Origin of the sequence: Mesorhizobium sp. RIZ17, assembly GCF_051127865.1 — a bacterium.
Classification (GTDB): Bacteria; Pseudomonadota; Alphaproteobacteria; order Rhizobiales; family Rhizobiaceae; genus Mesorhizobium; species Mesorhizobium humile.
Window position 1 is genome coordinate 4,796,854 of sequence record NZ_CP147861.1, and the last position, 18,204, is coordinate 4,815,057.

Sequence of the window (18,204 nt, forward strand, 5' to 3'; positions counted from 1 at the left end):
GGGGGGAGATTGGCAGCTTCACCGCCCCACCTTGGAAATCACCCTCTTCTCCACCTCCGGCTCCAGCGATTCAGCAAAGGGCGTCGCCATATGGTGCTGGTCGCGGAAGGCGAGCTTGCCGTCGATGAAGACGTGGCAAATGGTGGCGCTGCAGAAGCGGTCGGTGAGGTCGACGTAAGCGGCGTTGGGGATGCTGTCGACGATGTCGCGCTCCACCGCCGCCATCTGGTCGTTGGCGGCATAGGCGCGCGTCTGGTCGCAGCGTGAGGGTGTTTCGTCCCGCCAAAGCGCGCGCGCCACGCAGGTGTCGACATTGGCGTTGTTGAACGGCACGTCGCGGATGAAGGCGACCTTGAGCCCGGCCTTGCTCAGGCTGGTGAGGGTGGAACGCAGGCCGGCCCGCCAGTCGGCGTCCTGGCTGTCCGTGTCGCCGCCGCGGCCGGCCATCTTGCGTCCGCTGGTCAGCGCCAGCTCCGAGATGACCACGAGCGCCGGCCTCGCCTGGATGATCTCGGCGATTGCCTGCTCGCGCCAGCGGTCGCACTCGCTGTAGGGACGCTTGAGTTCGGACGACCAGACGCTGATGCGCGAGGCGCGGCAGGAATTCTTCAGCCAGGTCACCACCCGGTAGCCGTCCTTCCGGCCCGCCTCGATCAGCGGCGTCGACCAATGGTCGGCGTGGGAGTCACCGAAGAGCGCGATGACGCGTTGGCCATCGCCGAACACGCAAGGCTTCGGCGTCACCGTCTCGTTGTCCTGCACGCAGCCCGCCCTGGCGCGCGCCGTCGAAGGTTCGGCTGCGCTCGCGGCGATGATGCGCTGCTCGAAGTCCAAGTCGTGCACGGCCAGCCTGGCATTGCCGTAGGCGGCTGCGACGCCGGTGCCGGTCAGGAGGAGGGCCGGCACCAGCGCCCGCGCCGCATTGGCCATCAGCCAGCCGTTGCGGCGGATCGGGTTCTCGATGAGGTGGTAGCTGAGGGCGGACAGCGCCAGCGTCAGCGCAAGGCAAAAAAGCCGCTCGGCCGGCGTCAGCTCCGGCGCCAGCATGCCGGCATAGACGATGACCGGCCAATGCCAGAGATAGAGCGAATAGGAGAGCTTGCCGATCCATTGCAAAGGCGGCAGCGCCAGGGCGGCATTCACCCAATTCCGTTCGGAATTGCGCAAACGGCCGTCCCTGGCGCCGGCCGCTCCCGCCTTGAGCAGAAGGACCGTGCCGGCCACCGGCACAAGCGCCAGAAAGCCGGGGAAGGGAGCGTCCTCGCTGAAGGTGAGATAAGCGGCCCCGATCATTGTCAGGCCGGTCAGGCTCAACGCCCGCCCCAGCAGCGGGCGTTCCTGCAACAGCCGCGCCGGCGCCATCGATGCGAGGCCGCCGGCGGCAAATTCCCATGCGCGCAGCGGCGAAAAATAGAAGGCCCAGGGCTGCGACACGCTCGTCAGCCAGGCGCAGAAGACGAAGGAGATGAGGCCGGCAGTGCCGATCACAACGACGATGCCGCGCTTGCCCGGTCTCACCCAGGCCGCCAGCATCAAGAGCGCCGGCCACGCGAGATAGAATTGCTCCTCGACCGACAGCGACCAGTAGTGGATGAACGGGTTGCTCGTGGCATCGCTGGCGAAATAGTCGAACGACCAGCGGATCAGCCACAAATTGATCATGTAGGCCGACGCGAACATGGCGCCCTTGGAATAGAGCGCCTGTTCCTCCGGCGACAGGATGACCGCGCCGGCCGCAAGCGTCACGCCGATGACGAAAAGTGCCGCCGGCAACAGGCGCCGTGCGCGCCGGGCATAGAAGCGCAGAAGGTCCAGCCGGCCGGTGTCGGAGATCTCGGCGACGAGATGGCGGGTAATCAGATAGCCCGAGATGACGAAGAAGATGTCGACCCCGGCAAAGCCGCCGGGCAGCGCCGTCAGGCCGAAATGGTAGGCGACGACGCCCGCCACGGCCACCGCCCGCAACCCTTCGATGTCGGCCCGGAAATCCTGCGTTGATACTGACACGAATACGAACCTCGCAAACGTCGTTCGTATCCCGCCTGCCTCAAAGCCTCGGCCCTATGGGATGATATCGCAATGCAACAAATCTAACGCGGTGCAACATTTGGGGAGAGTCCTTCCTTCTCGCCGTTCACGGGGAGAAGGTGCCCGAAGGGCGGATGAGGAGCAGCGCCCTGCCCATGTTGGCGAGGCTCCATTGCTGTCGTGCTTTCGCCAATCGCCAGCCGCCCTCGGCTTCGACCGGGAGGGGGTAGGGCCTCGGCCCGCCATCACGCCTTCTTCAGGAACTCGGTCTTCAACACCAGGCCCTTGACCTGCTTGGTGTTGCATTCGATCTCGCCGGGATTGCCGTTGAGCCGGATGTTCTTCACCAGCGTGCCGCGCTTGATCGTTTCGGACGTGCCCTTGACCTTGAGGTCCTTGATGAGGGTCACGGAGTCGCCGTCTTTCAGCGGCGTGCCGTTGCTGTCTTTCACGATAGGGTCCGTCATGGCGGGTCTTTCATTGGTTGGATGGCCTCGGCCCGCCTATCGCGCCGACCACGGTTTGGTCAAGCCGCGCTTGAACCAGGGTGAGGCTCACCGCCCAAGCATCACTTCGGCCTCGATCTCGACCGGGAAGTTCAGGGGCAGCGCGGCGACGCCGATCGCCGTGCGGGCATGGCGGCCGATTTCCAGTCCGAAGACTTCGAGGATGAGGTCCGAAAAGCCGTTCATCACCGCCGGCGTTTCGGTGAGGCGCAAAGCCGAATTGACCATGCCGTGCACGCGGCACCAGCCGGTGATCCGGTCAAGGCTGCCGAGCTCGCGTTTCAGGCTGCCGAGCATCGACAGTCCGACCTTGCGGGCCGATGCCCGTGCTTCCTCCAGCGACACGCTCTCGCCGACGGCGCCGAACGGCCCGGCGAGCGATCCGTCCGGCTCCTGCGGTCCGTGGCCGGAGATATAGGCGCGGTCGCCGCGCACATTCACCCAGGGAAAGGGCAGCACTATGCCCGGCGGCAGTTTCAGCGGCGGTGGCAGCACGATGCCGAGCGCGGTAAGCTTTTCGTCGGCACCCGGCATGGCATGTCCTCCCTCGTCGCAGTCGCCGTTACGGCGCCACAGCCGAGCTTTCCGGTTCGCGGGGCATTCGTCAAGAACGGCTTGGATATGAAGAAGAATGATCGGGGGCTGGCTGGAAGCATAGCCGGCGGCGCCAAGCCCCCAGCCTTCAGGGTGGCCGGGCGGCTGTTGGTTCGGCCGTCCGGCCGCTGCTTTTTCCCAGCCGATCCCGGATGGTGAACTGGCTATGGGTCCCCTGGAATGGCTACCTTTTGTCTTACGCGGTTCCAGACCAAAACCGCCGAGCACAGCTTCCGAAATTGATTTAGAAATGAAGGTCCAGCGGCTGCGGATAGGCTTGGCCTGGTTCAGCGCTCTTCGACCGCAGGCCCGCCGAAGGCACGATGCCGCCGGTGGCCGTCTGATCGAGCGGCGGCCGGCTCTTCTCGTGGCCGGTCTTTGCCTCGGTCGGGGGGATTTTCGTTTTGGCTTCGGCGGCTTGCGACAACGCAAGCGCCATAACAAGCGCGGATAGAACGAGTTTCATGACAGCTCCCCTGTATTCATCCCGGAACGAGCGTAGCGCTGCCTGTCCATCCGCAAAGGTCGCGCGCGCGGAACATTGTGGAATTCTCTGGAATTCCAGTAATATTAGCATATGGAAATAAGATAGATGGAATGGAGGCCATTTGCCGGCGTGCTAACCCGGATCGTTGGGGAAGCTCGGTGATTCCTGCCGGACGCCGACATCGTTAGGCGACGAAAAATAGCGGGGGCTAGCGGATGGCGCAGCACATCGCGCAAAAACTTAGGCTGACTTCGGCCTTGCTGGGAACCGTGACCCGCAAGGATCTGGCGGCGGCGTTCCGCGCCGTCAATCCGAACACCGCGTTCGATCTCGGTCGCGCCGACAAATGGCTGCAGGGCCGCGCGCGGCCGCGCCAGATGAGCGTCTATGACGACTGGGCGAGACTGCTCGAACTGGAACAGCCCGGCGCCTGGATCGCCGAGAGCGAGCTACCGGCCTTCAGCGCCGCGATCGCGGCCCGCCACGGCATCGACAGCGCCGAGCTGGAGCGCCGCGCCGGCATGCAATTCGATGCTTCCGGGCACGATGAGCGCGGCCTTGGCTCCGGGCTTGCCGCAACCTATGCATGCTATTCGCGCGCCTGGTCACCCTATTATCGCGGCCAGCTGATCAAGGGCCGCCTGTCGATCGAGGCCGGACCGGGCGTGCACGGGCTGACGGCCACCTATGGCGAGACCTTGCCGACCGGGCATTTGCAGCTGGTCGGCCCGGTGATGCCGGCACAGCGCGGCCTCTATCTGCATCTCAAGGATGTCGGCGGCGACACGCAGTTCTTCCTATGCCTGTTCCCGCAGACACAGCCGGTCAGCGCGCTCGGCGGCTATATGTGCGGCTCCGCCGTCATCGGCCCCGAAGCGCAGCCCTCGCTGACCCGCATCCTGCTGGTGCGGCTGCGCGATGCGGCATCCGGGATCGGGACATGGGGCGGGTACCTGCCGGCCGGCGGTTCGATCGCCGCCGACCTGGCAAGCCTCGGCGTCGCCCTGGAACATCCGGAAGCGGTCGACCGCCAGCTCGACAAATTCCTCGACGCCTACAGCGACGACGGCGCTATCCAGATCCCGCCGGCCGAGTTTCGTGCTGTCCTCGAGTTGTTCGACCGCCATTGGCTGCAGCATGCGGGCTGACCCGGGACGATCTTAAAGCTGTCTCGCGGCGGCGTCGGATGTTGCCGGCCAGCCACAGCCCGCGTCCTTTCGGTTGCAGTCAACCCGCATTGCACGTCGATCACGCAAATGTTCTTTGACGCGACTCCGATTCGCGCTGCGTGCTGCACGCGCTAAACTTGGGCAAAGGGGTGCCTATGAAGAAGACTTACGAGAAGCCGGTGCTGTCGAAGCGCCAAAAGCTGTCGAGCGTCGTCGCGGCCGCCGTCGCTGGTTCGAATCCCGCGCCGTAACGTCGGCGCACGGACAGGATCGGCTGGCGCGCCTATCGGTTCGCCGGCCAGTTGTTTGAAACCGGTTTCCTGGCGGCCAAATTGGCCTCCTCGCTTGACGCGGCGGACACCGGGCATATGTTGCTGTCCTGTTTTCATCGCCGACCGGGCCCCGATGAAGTAGACAGCCGATGAAGAAGCCATATTGCAAACCAACGCTTGCCAGACGTGACAGGCTTTCGGCGGTGACCGCCGCAGTGCCGTCCTCCGGCTTCACGTTCTGATTTTCTCGGGAACGCGCCATCGCTTCAAGGCAAGCGGTTTTGAAGCTGAAAGCCGGCCCGGCCAGGAGCGGGCGGTACACCGCGCAGGTGCCCGCCCGTCCGGCGCCGCCGCCAAGCTGCTGAAACCCCGTCCGTCCCCAACAGCAACGGTCATGGCGTGACCAGTGGTTTGCGCATTGCCATTGGCGCGGAGGCCTGTCAACGCCGCCGGCGAGCGGCCTGGCAGCGCCTTTTTAGCCGCCTTTTCGTACCCGAAGCACGCTTTGCGGTCATGCCGGAGCCAAGCCAAGAAGCCCTGAAATGGCGGAATTCCGGGCTTTTTCGATGGCCGGCAGACCGCGTCGCATATATATGCGTATCCGCTTGAATAAGCTGATTTTTCGCCGGTCGGATTGGCCCTTCGACCCCGACTTTTTTTGGGCGCAATTCGGCAGTGCAGCATCGGCGCCCGGCGACGACGGGTTTCGCCTTGAAAGCAGTATCGGGCGCATCTGTGAGCCGTTTTATGATCCGCTCATGAAAGACGTGATACAATGTCGGCAACGAATGGGGGAAGTTGCGATGGCCAATCGGTTGTTCGAGGTTCTTGCCAGACGGCGGTCATGGCTGGATCGGGTCGCATTGGGGCTGCTTGTCTTCCTGGCGACCTTGGTCGCCGCGCTGATGGGCGGCGCCAGCACCTGAAAGCTACTCCGGGAAAAAACGCGAAGCGTTCAAAGCCAAGGATCGCCTATTTCCTCTGTCCGATTGCTTTGAATTCGAAGGTCGTGGGCCTGAGTCTGACCGGCCTCGGCCGCTCGGTGAGGTCGACGACGCGGACCCACCTGTCGGCACCGGCACGCAAGGTCACTTTCTGGCCAAGCGCCTTCTCAGCCGCCTCGAAAGGCGTCTTGGCTTCGGCCGCATGGACCGCGACTACGGTTTCGCCGTCAATTTCCTCGACGCGATAGGCCTTCATGCGCGCCTCCCGGGGCGCCGCTTTACGTTTCTCGCGTGGGCATCTTTATATTAGAAATTACAAATAAAGGGCAAGGTTGCACGCTCCTGCGCCTGACCAGGGATTGATAGGCTCACTCCTGCAGGACAGAGGGCGCGCCGTAGCCGCGCAGTCCCGTTCCGTTGCAGGCCTGGCAGGGAACCCGTTGTCCCGGACAATTGTCGTGCAGCGTGCCTGGCGGACAACATGTGCCGTTGGAGAGGGTTCGTTTCTCGCAGACGAACACCTTGCCTGCGCCTTGGCACAGAGGGCAGGCAAATTTCCTGAAGTCGCTCAATCCGCCTCCTTCCCAAGCGCCCAGCAATGTCCATGGCCGGCACTGGGTTCCGCGCGAGGAACGTTGGCGATGTCCGTATTATTAGTCTTATCTAATGTACCGACAATATGACTTTCGTCACGACCTCGGCGGCGAGAATTGGGGTGGTTCATTGGCCGGTCTGTGGTCCGCTCGCGACGTCCTGGCCTGTCGGAAGAGGTCAGGCGCTGCGCCCGCCACACACGTCCCGCACCAACCCGCGCAGCCAGCGATGCGCCGGATCGGCATCGAGCCTCGGGTGCCACAAGAGCGAGATCGTCAGCGCGGCGAGCTTCACCGGCAGCGTGAAGGTGAACAGGCCCGCGCGCAGGGTGCCGGTATAGCGCTCCGGCACGGTGGCGATGAGGTCGGAGCCGCGCGCCAGCGCCAGCGCCTCGGCAAAGCCGCCGACCACGGTCGTGACCTTGCGCGTCAGCCCGGCGCGTTCCAAGGCGTCGTCCACCGGGCCGCGGTCGAGGCCTCGACGCGAGATCAATATGTGCCGGCCGGCGGCGAAGCGGGCGGCGGTGATACGGCCTTCGCTCAAGGGATGGCCGGCCCGCGCGACGCCGACAAAGCGGTCGCGGAACAGCGCCTGCGTGCGTATCTCGGGTCCGGTCGAGCCGCCGACCACGCCGGTCTCCAGATCGACCGCGCCCTCGCGCATCGGGCCGCTGTCCTTGTCGGGCTTGGGCACGAAGCGCAATTGCACGCCCGGCGCCTCCTCAGCCACGCGGGCCAGCAGCGTCGGGCCGAAATTCTCGACGAAACCGTCGCTGTTGCGGAGCGTGAAGCTGCGGTTAAGCCGCGTGAGGTCGAGCCGTTCGGCGGGTCGCAGCATCGCTTCGGCCTCCGTCACCAGCCGGCCGACCTCGGCGCCGAGCTCGACGGCGCGCGGCGTCGGCACCAGGCCGCGCCCAGCGCGCACCAGCAGTGGGTCGTCGGTCGCCGCGCGCAGCCTCGCCAGCGCCCGGCTCATCGCCGAGGGGCTGAGCTTCAGGCGCCGCGCGGCCTTGGCGACGCTGCCTTCGGCAAGCAGCACATCCAGCGTGAGGAGCAGGTTGAGATCGGGTCGCGACATGGCGCGACCCTAGCACGGATCCGTCAAGGAGACATGGCGTTTGGTGCACTATTCAAGTGCAAATGCTGCGTGTTCCGCCATATCAGCCGCGCGCATATCTTCCCGGCAAGTTCAACCGACGGAGAAGAAATCATGGCCGACATCGCCGAAACCCGCGCCGCGCCTGGAAGCCGTTCGACAGCGGGCGCGCTGGCCAGCCTGTCGCTTGCCATGCTCATCGCTTCGCTCAGCACCAGTATCGCCAATGTCGCGCTGCCGACGCTGAGCGTGGCTTTCGCCGCGTCCTTTGCGGCGGTGCAATGGGTGGTGCTGGCCTATCTGCTCGCCATCACCGCGCTGATCGTCAGCGTCGGGCGTCTCGGCGATCTCGTCGGCCGCCGGCCGCTGCTGATTGCTGGCCTTGCGCTGTTCAGCACTGCCTCGCTTGCCGCCGCGCTCGCGCCATCGCTGGCCCTGCTGATCGCCGCCCGCGCCGTGCAGGGCCTGGGCGCGGCGGTGATGATGGCGCTGACGATCGCTTTCGTCGGCGAGACGGTGCCGAAGGAACGCACCGGCAGCGCCATGGGCCTGCTTGGCACCATGTCGGCGATCGGCACGGCGCTCGGACCCTCGCTCGGCGGCGTGCTGATCGCCGCCCTCGGCTGGCGCTCGATCTTCCTGGTCAACGCCGGGCTCGGCGCAGTCGCGCTGCTTGCCGCCTGGCGGTTCCTTCCAGCGGCGATGGCCGCCGGCGAAGCAGCGGGCATCGTCCGCCAAGCGATGGCCGCCGGCGAAGCAGCAGGCATCGTCCGCCGAGCAGCAGGCGTATCTGGAAAGGCGAGGGGGCGCTTCGATATGCTTGGCACGCTGCTGCTTGCCGCCACGCTTGTCGCCTATGCGTTGTCCATGACGACGGGGCGCGGCCATTTCGGTGGCCTGAACATCGCGCTGCTTGGCGCGGCAGTGGCCGGCGCGGCGCTGTTCGTAGTAGCCGAGGCCAAGGTGGCGTCGCCCCTGGTCAAGCTCGCGCTGCTGCGCGACCCGGTGCTGGCGCCGAGCCTCGCGATGAATGTGCTGGTTTCGACGGTGATGATGGCGACGCTGGTCGTCGGCCCGTTCTTCCTGTCCCGCGGGCTGGGCCTCGGCGACGCGGCGACCGGGGCCGTGCTGTCGATCGGGCCGGTCGTCTCGGCTCTATGCGGGGTCATTGCCGGGCGTGTCGTCGACCGCCTTGGCGCGGCCGCGATGATCGCCACAGGACTGGCGCTGATGGTTGCGGGCTGCCTCGCGCTCGCTGCGCTGCCAGGCCTCTTCGGCGTTGCCGGCTACGTGGCGGCCATCATCCTGCTCACGCCGGGCTACCAGCTCTTCCAGGCGGCCAACAACACGGCCGTCATGGCCGATGTCGACAACAACGAGCGCGGCGTGGTGTCGGGCATGCTCAGCCTCTCGCGCAATCTCGGCCTCGTCACCGGCACGGCCGTGATGGGCGCGGTGTTCGCCTTCGCAGTGGGGACGGGGAACATCGCGGCGGCGACGCCTGAGGCGGTTGCCGGCGGAATGCGGTTCACCTTCGTTGCGGCTGCGGTACTGGTGGTGGTCGCAGGGGGGATTGCGTTGGCTGGAAGAAGGAGCGCGTGATCTCTCCCTCGGAGGGATCAAGGGAGAGATTTCAGGCTTCCGCGATCGCGTAATTTCGCCATGGGCCGCAAGGACTATCTTTGCCTGGCGGCGGTGCCCATTCCGCCTTCAGCCGGAGCCTCGGCTACCCCAACGAACCCCACCCACCGTGGCTCCGGCTTCCCTCAAGCTTCCACCGGTCGCAAGACGCTCGGCCTCCATTTCCAGTTCTGTCAATTTCGACTTGATCTCATGCGGTTCCGCATGTTCGAGCCCGACCACGTCATTGCGCGTCTGGCGAAGCGCAATCACGATCTCGTCTAGCTTGGCGTGGATGGCCGCGGTGTCCCGGTAACCCTGGATGAGGACCACCCCGGTGATGACGATCGCCGCCACCGACAAGGCGTAAGTCACGACGTTGGTCAGTCCGAAGGGCACCAGGAGGGTGCAGGCGGCCATGGCGGCGAGCATCGCGTAGAAGCCGGGCGGCCGCGACAGGAAATCGGCGGCACGAAAGAGGAGGCGGTTCATCGCCACCTACCCGAGCAGCAAGCCGGCTATCAGCACGGTAAGCAGCATCGAGGCCGGCACGGCAAGAAGCCAGCGCGCTTCCAGAACACTGTTGTGGTCGTCATCCATGCCCGTTGCTCCAGTTGGCAGCTTGGTGCTGCGAATCCGATGCCGGCAAACGACGACGGAAGGCCTTCGTTCCGCTGATCGGGCGACGGTCCGAGAGCTTGTCGGACTGAAGTCGGACAGGCTTTCGAAGAGGGCCAGGCGCTGCAACCAAAAGCGCCGTTCGGCATTGGCAAGCGCGCCAATTTTCTCGCACGCCGAAAGGGAACCGACATGAGCCTTGATAGACCCGTGGACGATGCGGAAGACCAGCCATACGAGCCGGCCTTCTTCGCCAGCAAATACGGTCTGCCGCCGCGGCTTGCCAAGACGATGATCGAGGCCAATGGCGGCGGGAGACGCGCCTGCGATGCCGCGGCTGCGACCTACCTCCGCTATGTCGCGCTTCGGCGCCGGCAGGGCGGCTGAGTCCGGCTGCCGGCCGCGCTCAACAGCCCGCATCGTTGCCATGCACATCAGCCCGGAACCAAAGCGGCGAACAGCGGTTTACACGGCGAAGGGATGCTTCAGGAATTGAGGAATAGAGCAATGAAAACAGTGCTTCTTGCTGCCCTGGCGCTCTGTGTCGCCGCACCCGCCGTGGCTTCCGCGGCGGAGGCCGATGTCGTCATCAGGACCCATCACAGGCATTATTATCATCACCGCCCCGCCGTTATCATCAACGAGGAAGGCCACCGTCTTCATCACCGCCATCACGGCACGGTCGCTTTCTATGACAATGGCGAGCGCGCCTGGCGTTATCGCCATCACCGCCGTGAGGACGCCGTGGTCGTCACGGGTTCGATCCACCGGCACCATCACCGTCCGGTCGTCGTCGAGGGCGGCTCCGACTACTGAGGTTCCGCGGCCCGGCTCGTGCGTGTGACGCACGGGCCGGGCGCAAAGCGATTGCAGTGATCGGCGAAAGCGCCAGAGCGCGTGATCTTCGCTCGGGCGGCCGTCGGGGGAGATTGCGCGTTACGCCTTCAACGCCCATTGGACTTCGCCGCGACACAACCCATATTTGAGCCATGGCTTTGAGCGTGAGCATCGCGCGGGTGGCCGTTTTCGCCGCTGCTCTCATGGCCGCGGCCGTCGTTTCTCCCTTCTCTTCCGCCGGGAGCGGGAAGGTTGCGTTGAGCGTCGCCATCGACGGCGCCATCGGGCCGGCGAGCACCAGGCAGCTTGAGGAAGCGCTCGACACCGCCGCCAAGCGCGATGCCGCGGTCCTCATCCTTCAGCTCGATACGCCGGGCGGCCTAGTCACCTCGATGCGCGAGATGATTGCCGACATCCTGGCCTCGTCCGTGCCGGTCATCGGCTATGTCGCGCCCTCTGGTGGCCATGCAGCCAGCGCCGGCACCTACATCCTCTACGCCACCCACGTCGCGGCGATGGCGCCAGGCACCAATCTCGGCGCCGCGACGCCGGTCGAGCTCGGCGGGTTGCCGGCGCTTCCGGGCAGCGACAAGGACAAGGACCAGAAGGATGCCACCGGGCGGCCGGCGGGCGACGCGATGATGGCCAAGGTGACCAATGACGCGGTCGCGCTCATCCGCTCGCTCGCCGAGATGCGCGGGCGCAACGGCGACTGGGGCGAGAAGGCGGTGCGCGAGGCGGCGAGCCTGTCGGCCAATGCCGCCCTGCAGGAACATGTCATCGACTTCGTCGCCCGCGACACCACCGAGCTTCTGCAACTTGCCGACGGGCGCACCGTCGAGGTGGGCGGCAGGAAAGAGGTGTTGGCGACCAAAGGGCTGCCGGTCGAGACGCTGGAGCCTGGCTGGTTCATCCGGCTGCTGGCCGTCATCACCGACCCGAATACCGCAATCATCCTGATGCTGGTCGGCGTCTACGGCCTCGTCTTCGAGTTCACCAGCCCGGGCGCCGTGGCGCCGGGCGTCATCGGCACCATCTGCCTGGTGCTCGGGCTCTATGCGCTGAACCTCTTGCCGATCAACTATACCGGTCTCGCGCTGATGCTGCTGGGCGTTGCCTTCCTGATCGTCGAGGCCTTCAACCCAACCGTGGTGCTGGGGGTGGGCGGCGTCGCCGCCTTCCTGCTCGGCTCGGCCATGCTGCTCAAGGTCGAAGGGCCGGGTTTTGCAATGTCGTGGGCGGTCATCGGCCCGGCCGCCGCTCTGACGCTCGGGCTGGCGCTGCTCACCGGCACCTATGTCTGGGCGGCGCGCAAGAACCCGCCGCGCGTCGGCGGCGAGGCCATGCGCGGCCTTCCCGTCGAGATTCTCGACTGGCAGGGCGGCGAGGGGCATGTGCTGGCTTTGGGCGAGCGGTGGCGGGCGAAGGCAGGCGAGCCAATGCAGCCCGGCGACCATGTCGAGGTGACCGCTGTCAGCGACCTCGTGCTGACGGTGCGGCGTCGCGATGCAGGCAATAACGGAGCAATAAAATGATGGTCGGTTACGTGGCCTATCTCATCATTGCGGTGGCCGTGATCATTTTCCTGGCGGCGGCAATCCGCATTCTCAGGGAATATGAGCGCGGCGTGGTCTTCACGCTCGGCCGCTTCACCGGGGTCAAGGGCCCCGGCCTGATCATCCTCGTCCCCTTCGTCCAGCAGATAGTGCGGGTGGACCTGCGTGTGGTGGTGCAGGATGTGCCGCCGCAGGATGTCATCTCGCGCGACAACGTCTCGGTCAAAGTCAACGCTGTGCTCTATTTCCGCATCGTCGACGCCGAGCGGGCGATCATCCAGGTCGAGGATTTCATGGCGGCCACCAACCAGCTCGCGCAGACCACGCTGCGCTCGGTGCTCGGCAAGCATGAGCTCGACGAGATGCTGGCCGAGCGCGACAAGCTCAACAGCGACATCCAGGAGATACTCGACCAGCGCACCGATGCCTGGGGCATCAAGGTTTCCAATGTCGAGATCAAGCATGTCGACCTCAACGAGAGCATGATCCGCGCAATCGCCAAGCAGGCCGAGGCCGAGCGGCTGCGCCGCGCCAAGGTGATTAACGCCGACGGTGAGCAGCAGGCAGCGGCGAAGCTGGTCGAGGCCGGTCGCATGCTTGCAACCGAGCCGCAGGCCATGCAGTTGCGCTATTTCGAGGCCCTGCACGATATCGCCGGCGAGCGCTCGTCGACGGTGGTGTTCCCCCTGCCGGTGGAACTGCTCGGGCAGTTCATGAAGGCGCAGGGCAAGTGAGGCATTGACACTGCTCCTCCCCCAGCGGGCGGAATCAATCCGCCTCGCCTCCGGAGCCCTTGCCGCATTCCGCCAACACCTTGCCGATCGCTGCGCCAGAGCCTTTCAGGGGAAGCTCGCCTCGCCATATTTGTCCGTGGACACAGTCACGACGCCCTTGCCGCGCAAAAGCGAAAGCAGGGGCGAGGGACTTCGCCATGGGGAGGCTGTTTCTGGCCGTGTTCAGCACCTTGCCCACTGCCCGCCAAGACGCAACCTGGAACCACCTTGGGTGGCGGCTTTAACCCGGAAACAACTTTTCAGGCGCTTTTAATGACCCGATTGGAAATCGGTAACGGAGCCATGTGGCAGCATCTTACTGCAAATCTCGTTGCGGTGGCGCTGTTCGTCTCCGGCTGGAACTACGTCCAGCCCTGGCTTGAGGGGCGTTCGCAGAAGTTCAGGCTGCTGGCTTTCGGCTGCATCATGGGCTGGGGCGCGCTGACCTCGATGCTGCTGAGCGTCGAACTGCGGCCCGGCGTCCTCCTGGACTTCAGAACCTCGCTGGTCGCGACCGCCGGCCTGTTCGCCGGCCTGCCGGGCGCCCTGGTCGCCGCCGCCTTTCCGCTGGGATATCGCTTGGCGATCGGCGGACAGGGCCTGCCCGCCGGCCTGATCGGCATCGCGGTGGCAGTCGCCGCCGGCGTTCTCGCCAATCGCATCATGGGCCAAAGGCAACCACGCGCCTGGCAGGTGCTCTTGTTTGCGCTTTGCGTCGGGCTGGCCGTGTTCGTGCCGGCTTCCATCCTGCCGCAATCGACCGCGCCCGATATCCGCCTGATCCTGCCGCTGATCGCGCTCAACGCCGCGGCAACCGCCGTGGCCGGCCTCGTCGTGCTGCACACGCAGCTTGTCACCAAGGAGCGCGACCTGCTGCGCGCCGCCGTCGCCCAGGCGCCGGACTTCTATTACGTCAAGAATATGCGCGGCCAGTTCGTCGCCGTGAACCAGACGGTCGCCGCCCACAATGGTTACGATCATCCTGTGCAGATGACGGGCAGGACCGATTTCGACATAGCCGACGCGGCGCGCGCCCAAATCCTCTTCGGGCAGGAGCAGAGGATGCTGAAATCGGGCGAGGGGATCGCCGATTTCGAGGAACAGCTCCCCGACGTAAAGGGCAATCTCCGCTGGTTCTCGACCTCGAAGACGCCGGTGCGCGATGTCGACGGCAACGTCATCGGCCTCGTCGGCGTCACGCGGGACATAACGGCGCACAAGCAAGTCGAACAGGCGCTGCTCGAGGCCAAGAACCAGCTATCCTATGCGCTCTCGGAAATGTCGGACGGCCTTGCCATGTTCGACGCCGAAGGCGCGCTGGTCTTTTGCAATGAGCAGTACCGGGAATTCTTTCCGCTGACCGGCGACCTGCGGGTGCCGGGTACGCGACTGCGCGACATCCTCGAAGCTGTGACGGTGACCGGCGAGCAGGTGGGCATTCCCAAGGGCCACGAGAGGGAATGGATAGATGCAGTGGTCGGCGCGCTTCACACGCCCGGCGAGCAGCAGATCAAGCTCTTCGATGGCCGCTGGCTGATGTTGAGGACGCGGCCCACCGAGGCCGGCCTGGCGCTCGTGGTCGTCTCCGACATCACCGAGATCAAGAGCACCGAGGGAGAGCTCACCACGCTCAGCAACCAACTGGCGCAGCTTGCCAACACCGATCCGCTGCTTGGTGTCGGCAATCGCCGCGCCTTCGATCAGAAGCTGGCCGGCGTGGTCGCGGACGCAAGCCGGTCCGACAGGGAATTCGCGCTGCTGCTGATCGATGTCGACTCCTTCAAGGCCTATAACGACCGTTACGGTCATCTCGCCGGAGATGAATGCCTGCGCCAGATCGCCGACTGCCTGCGTCAGCGCACGCGTGCCAGCGATTTCGTGGCGCGCTATGGCGGCGAGGAATTCGCCGTCATCCTGCCCGAGGTGTCGGCGGCCGGCGCGATCCGCGTTGCCGACAATTTGCGCGCGGCGGTGCGCGAGCGGGCGCTCGAACACGATCGCAGCGAGCGCAAGGTCGTCACCATCAGTATTGGGGTCGCCACCAGCGCCCCCGCCGCTCGCCACAACCCGACCAGCCTGATCCTCCGGGCCGACAAGGCGCTCTACGCTGCCAAGGCAGGCGGACGCGACGCCACGCGTCTGGCCGAGCCGGACGTTGGCTTCCAACCAATTCCGCTTCCACGCAAGGCATGAAAAGCTAGAGTGCTCCAAAACGCGGCGGGAAAAGCGCCAGAACGCACGGGCGCCGGCGCTCAGGCATCAATCCGCCTCGCCGTCCGAACCCTTGCCGCATTCGGCCAGCACCTTGCCGATCGCGACGCCGGAGCCTTTCAGCGGAAAGCTCGCCTCGCCATATTTGTCGGCGGAGACCGTCACCTCGCCCTTGCCGCGCAGCAGCAGCGAGAGCAGCGGGTCGGAGGGGCCGGAGAGCTCGGCGGTGAAGTAGTTGTACATCGCCTCGAGCTCAAGCTTTTTCGTCAGGCTCTTGTCGCCGGCCTTGAAGGTGAAGGAGCCGCCGATGCCGGGCTCCAACTGCCCGCCGGCGGCGCCGAGATCGAAACTCAGCATCGGCTTCTCGAAGCAGGTCAGCATCAGATGCGCGTCGCCCTTCGGCCCGCCGCAGACCGAAGCCGTCATCACGCTGCCGCCCTCGTCCTCCTCCATCTGAGCGGACCAGGCGCAGGACGCGGCATGGGCGGGCAGGCTGGTGAGGAGTGCCAGAATGAGTGTCGGCAATGCGGCTTTCATGATGTCCCCCTAGGCTAGGGGGGATCATACAGGGATTGGCGAAGGGCGGCGAGTGGCTGAGTGCGCTCACCTGCTCTCGGCCGGCTGGAACAGTTCCACCAGATTGCCGGAAGGATCGACCAGCAAGATCTGCTTGCCGCCTGGACCAGTCACGATTTCATTGCGGAAGGAGAGGCCGGCCGTGCGCAGCCGGGCAACCTCCGCCGCAAGATCCTCGACGATCAGATGAATGCGGTTCCAGCCTCCCGGGCCGGGCCGCTCGCCGTCAGGCATCGGCCTGCCGGCCGAGCTGGTCGGGCCGCTCAGCAGCAGCCGAAGGGCTCCGCGCGTCACATCCGCGAAGGCCGGCGCATGGTTGGAAAGCTGCTTGAAGCCAAGGTGCTGCGTGTACCAGGCCAGGGCATCCTCGACATTGTCGACCATGTAACGGACATTGACAGTCTCGGACGCGGACATGGTCTTGCCTCCCTGATCTCTTTCAAAACTAGGCCAAGCTACCGCCAGGCCGCCTCGTTCTTCTGCTCATAGTCGCGGAACGCCTTGATCAGGCCGCCCAGGACCTCCGCCGACGTTTCGAACATCGCCTTGAGTTGGGGCTCGTCAACCTTCGTTATATCATCCCGGAGGTGGTCTTGTATCTCCTGGAACGCTTTCTGCATTTTCTGGGTGTGATGCCGCGGATCGCGGTCAGCTGCGCTTGCCATGTCCGTCTCCATTTTCGTGAAGCGCTCTGTTGCAAACGCGGGCGGCTGCGGGCGGGTTCCGTGGGTCGGCCAGCGTTTCGTTTCAAATCTGGGGTTTCTTCGGCGGGCGGGAGATAGGCGACGGCCAGTCTCCTTGCGGGGCAGATTGCACGCTCCTTCGCCGGCGCTTGCCGATATCGGCGTTTGCTCCAGCTATTTCACCGGCGTACGGAGACAAAAATCATGACCGAAGACGAAGCCGCGATCCGCCAGGTGGTCGAAACCTGGATGACGGCGAGCCGCAAAGGCGATCTGGAGACCGTGCTCGGCCTGATGACCGAGGACGTGGTCTTCATGGTTCCCGGCAAAGAGCCGTTCGGCAAGGAAGCCTTTGCCGCCGCCTCCAGGGGCATGGGCGAGACAAAGATCGACGGCGTGAGCGACATCGTCGAGCTCAATGTGCACGGCGACTGGGCCTATATCCGCAACCGCATCGAGATGGCGGCGACACCGCCGGGGGGCGAGCCGGTGCGGCGGTCGGGCTATACGCTGACGCTGCTGAAGAAGGAGGCCGATGGGCGTTGGCGGGTGGCAAGGGACGCGAACTTGCTGGCGGGGTAGGCGCCGCCCTTATCGCCCCCTCGGATCCCGCGCCGGTCCCCCGCGCGCGGAACACCGGGTTCGCGATCGCCCGCCCGATGCCTGCGATGGGCATCCGCCATTACCTCCGCCATGGCGGTACCGGCGCGAAGCGCTTGCCGATCCAGTCGGCGAAGGCGCGGGCCTTGGCGGCCTGGCCCTTGGCCGAGGGCATGACCACATAGACCGCGCCTTCGTCCGCCAGTGTCCAGTCCTCAAGGATCGGGACCAAGCGGCCACCGGCGAGCTCGCGGCCGACCAGCCAGTCGGTGCTCATCATCAGGCCGACGCCCTGCACGGCGGCCTCGACCAACATCTCGGCATCGTCGCTGACCAGCGGTCCCGAAACCTCGACACGCGCGTGCCGGCCCTCGCGGTCGGTCATTTCCCAGGCCGGAAAAGTCTGGAAGCCGGAGAAGCCGAGGCAGGCATGTTTGAGCAGCGCCTGCGGCGTTTCCGGCCTGCCCCTGCGGGCGAGGTAGGAGGGCGCCGCGCAGAGCAGCCGGCGCCGCGTCGCCACCTTGCGCGCCACCAGGCGAGAATCCTCCAGGCTGCCCAACCGCACGGCGACGTCGAAATTCTCGGCGACGAGATCGACGAAGCGGTTGGAGAATTCGGCCTCTATGCGCACATCCGGAAACTCGGCAAGGAACTGCGGCAGGAACGGGGCTATCCACATGCGCCCGAACGTGCCGGGCAGGGCCAGCCTCAGCAGCCCGCGCGGCCGGCCCCCGGCATGCGCGGCGGCGGCCGCCTCCGCCTCGTCGATCGAGGCGAGGATGGCGCGGACGCGCAACAGGAATTCCGCGCCCGCCTCGGTCAGCGACACGCTGCGCGTCGTGCGGTGGAGCAGCCGCACCCCCAGCCGCTCTTCCAGCGATTGCAGGCGGCGCGACAGGATGGTCGCGTCGCGCCCGACTCTTGCTGCCGCCCTGGTGAAGGAGCGCGCCTCGGCGACGGCCGCGAAGGCCGCCATTTCCGCAAGGGCGGAGGGTTCAACTGATTGCTGCATGATCTGCAATACTCAAATGCGAAATCCGC

21 protein-coding genes are annotated in these 18,204 nt (G+C 65.6%); 10 read left to right on the forward strand and 11 right to left on the reverse strand.

Annotation, left to right across the window (positions count from 1 at the left end):
• Positions 1-18: 18 nt before the first annotated feature.
• From WDX12_RS23175 to WDX12_RS23190, 4 genes are all read right to left on the reverse strand, one after another.
• Complete coding sequence (locus WDX12_RS23175; RefSeq protein WP_434722153.1) at positions 19-2,007, reverse strand: acyltransferase family protein; 1,989 nt, start codon at positions 2,005-2,007, stop codon at positions 19-21.
• A 266-nt stretch (positions 2,008-2,273) separates the two neighbouring features.
• Complete coding sequence (locus WDX12_RS23180; RefSeq protein ID WP_040980560.1) at positions 2,274-2,495, reverse strand: alkylphosphonate utilization protein; 222 nt, start codon at positions 2,493-2,495, stop codon at positions 2,274-2,276.
• A gap of 87 nt (positions 2,496-2,582) precedes the next feature.
• Positions 2,583-3,068 carry a RidA family protein gene (locus WDX12_RS23185; RefSeq protein ID WP_434722154.1) on the reverse strand — a complete coding sequence of 162 codons (486 nt, stop codon included), beginning with the start codon at positions 3,066-3,068 and terminating at the stop codon, positions 2,583-2,585.
• A 304-nt stretch (positions 3,069-3,372) separates the two neighbouring features.
• A complete protein-coding gene (locus WDX12_RS23190) occupies positions 3,373-3,594 on the reverse strand; it encodes a hypothetical protein (protein WP_320296027.1) in 222 nt (73 codons plus the stop codon).
• 236 nt (positions 3,595-3,830) lie between these two features.
• Between WDX12_RS23190 and WDX12_RS23195 the strand changes: the two genes are divergently transcribed.
• The 3 genes from WDX12_RS23195 (at position 3,831) to WDX12_RS23205 (ending at position 5,982) form a co-directional block, all read left to right on the forward strand.
• Positions 3,831-4,763, forward strand: a complete 933-nt coding sequence (locus WDX12_RS23195) for a hypothetical protein (RefSeq protein WP_320296026.1) — start codon at positions 3,831-3,833, stop codon at positions 4,761-4,763.
• Between the two features lie 176 nt (positions 4,764-4,939).
• Complete coding sequence (locus WDX12_RS23200; RefSeq protein ID WP_320296025.1) at positions 4,940-5,035, forward strand: putative RiPP precursor; 96 nt, start codon at positions 4,940-4,942, stop codon at positions 5,033-5,035.
• A gap of 563 nt (positions 5,036-5,598) precedes the next feature.
• The gene (locus WDX12_RS23205; protein WP_434722155.1) at positions 5,599-5,982 is read left to right on the forward strand and encodes a hypothetical protein; all 384 of its coding nucleotides are present in this window, start codon (positions 5,599-5,601) and stop codon (positions 5,980-5,982) included.
• A gap of 46 nt (positions 5,983-6,028) precedes the next feature.
• Here the strand turns inward: WDX12_RS23205 and WDX12_RS23210 are convergent, their stop codons facing one another.
• Positions 6,029-6,256 carry a hypothetical protein gene (locus WDX12_RS23210; protein ID WP_320296024.1) on the reverse strand — a complete coding sequence of 76 codons (228 nt, stop codon included), beginning with the start codon at positions 6,254-6,256 and terminating at the stop codon, positions 6,029-6,031.
• Positions 6,257-6,771: 515 nt separating this feature from the next.
• Positions 6,772-7,671, reverse strand: coding sequence for a LysR family transcriptional regulator (locus WDX12_RS23215; protein ID WP_434722156.1), 900 nt, complete (start codon positions 7,669-7,671; stop codon positions 6,772-6,774).
• Between the two features lie 132 nt (positions 7,672-7,803).
• Here WDX12_RS23215 and WDX12_RS23220 point away from each other — a divergent pair, with 132 nt between their 5' ends.
• Entirely contained in the window at positions 7,804-9,291 is a 1,488-nt protein-coding gene (locus WDX12_RS23220; protein WP_434722157.1) for an MFS transporter, read from the forward strand.
• Positions 9,292-9,399: 108 nt separating this feature from the next.
• Here WDX12_RS23220 and WDX12_RS23225 read toward each other — a convergent pair whose 3' ends face one another.
• Complete coding sequence (locus WDX12_RS23225; RefSeq protein WP_320296021.1) at positions 9,400-9,801, reverse strand: low affinity iron permease family protein; 402 nt, start codon at positions 9,799-9,801, stop codon at positions 9,400-9,402.
• A gap of 318 nt (positions 9,802-10,119) precedes the next feature.
• On the opposite strand from WDX12_RS23225, the gene WDX12_RS23230 reads away from it, so the two are divergent.
• The 5 genes from WDX12_RS23230 (at position 10,120) to WDX12_RS23250 (ending at position 15,286) form a co-directional block, all read left to right on the forward strand.
• Positions 10,120-10,314 (forward strand): hypothetical protein, encoded by a 195-nt coding sequence (locus tag WDX12_RS23230; protein WP_320296020.1) that lies wholly within the window; start codon positions 10,120-10,122, stop codon positions 10,312-10,314.
• Between the two features lie 120 nt (positions 10,315-10,434).
• The gene (locus WDX12_RS23235) at positions 10,435-10,743 is read left to right on the forward strand and encodes a hypothetical protein (RefSeq protein ID WP_434722158.1); all 309 of its coding nucleotides are present in this window, start codon (positions 10,435-10,437) and stop codon (positions 10,741-10,743) included.
• A 185-nt stretch (positions 10,744-10,928) separates the two neighbouring features.
• Positions 10,929-12,299 (forward strand): NfeD family protein, encoded by a 1,371-nt coding sequence (locus WDX12_RS23240; protein ID WP_434725693.1) that lies wholly within the window; start codon positions 10,929-10,931, stop codon positions 12,297-12,299.
• Positions 12,296-13,054, forward strand: a complete 759-nt coding sequence (locus WDX12_RS23245; RefSeq protein ID WP_320296017.1) for a slipin family protein — start codon at positions 12,296-12,298, stop codon at positions 13,052-13,054. The genes WDX12_RS23240 and WDX12_RS23245 overlap by 4 nt, the downstream gene beginning before the upstream one ends.
• Positions 13,055-13,366: 312 nt before the next feature.
• Positions 13,367-15,286, forward strand: coding sequence for a diguanylate cyclase (locus WDX12_RS23250; protein WP_434722159.1), 1,920 nt, complete (start codon positions 13,367-13,369; stop codon positions 15,284-15,286).
• Positions 15,287-15,352: 66 nt separating this feature from the next.
• On the opposite strand, the gene WDX12_RS23255 is transcribed toward WDX12_RS23250, so the two are convergent.
• The 3 genes from WDX12_RS23255 to WDX12_RS23265 all read right to left on the reverse strand — a co-directional run bounded on the left by WDX12_RS23255 (position 15,353) and on the right by WDX12_RS23265 (position 16,545).
• Entirely contained in the window at positions 15,353-15,841 is a 489-nt protein-coding gene (locus WDX12_RS23255; RefSeq protein WP_434722160.1) for a hypothetical protein, read from the reverse strand.
• A 66-nt stretch (positions 15,842-15,907) separates the two neighbouring features.
• Entirely contained in the window at positions 15,908-16,297 is a 390-nt protein-coding gene (locus WDX12_RS23260) for a VOC family protein (RefSeq protein ID WP_434722161.1), read from the reverse strand.
• 38 nt (positions 16,298-16,335) lie between these two features.
• A complete protein-coding gene (locus WDX12_RS23265; protein WP_434722162.1) occupies positions 16,336-16,545 on the reverse strand; it encodes a hypothetical protein in 210 nt (69 codons plus the stop codon).
• Between the two features lie 222 nt (positions 16,546-16,767).
• Between WDX12_RS23265 and WDX12_RS23270 the strand changes: the two genes are divergently transcribed.
• Entirely contained in the window at positions 16,768-17,145 is a 378-nt protein-coding gene (locus WDX12_RS23270) for a YybH family protein (RefSeq protein ID WP_434722163.1), read from the forward strand.
• Between the two features lie 100 nt (positions 17,146-17,245).
• On the opposite strand, the gene WDX12_RS23275 is transcribed toward WDX12_RS23270, so the two are convergent.
• On the reverse strand, positions 17,246-18,175 hold the full coding sequence (locus WDX12_RS23275; protein WP_434722164.1) for a LysR family transcriptional regulator: 930 nt from the start codon (positions 18,173-18,175) through the stop codon (positions 17,246-17,248).
• Positions 18,176-18,204: the final 29 nt, after the last annotated feature.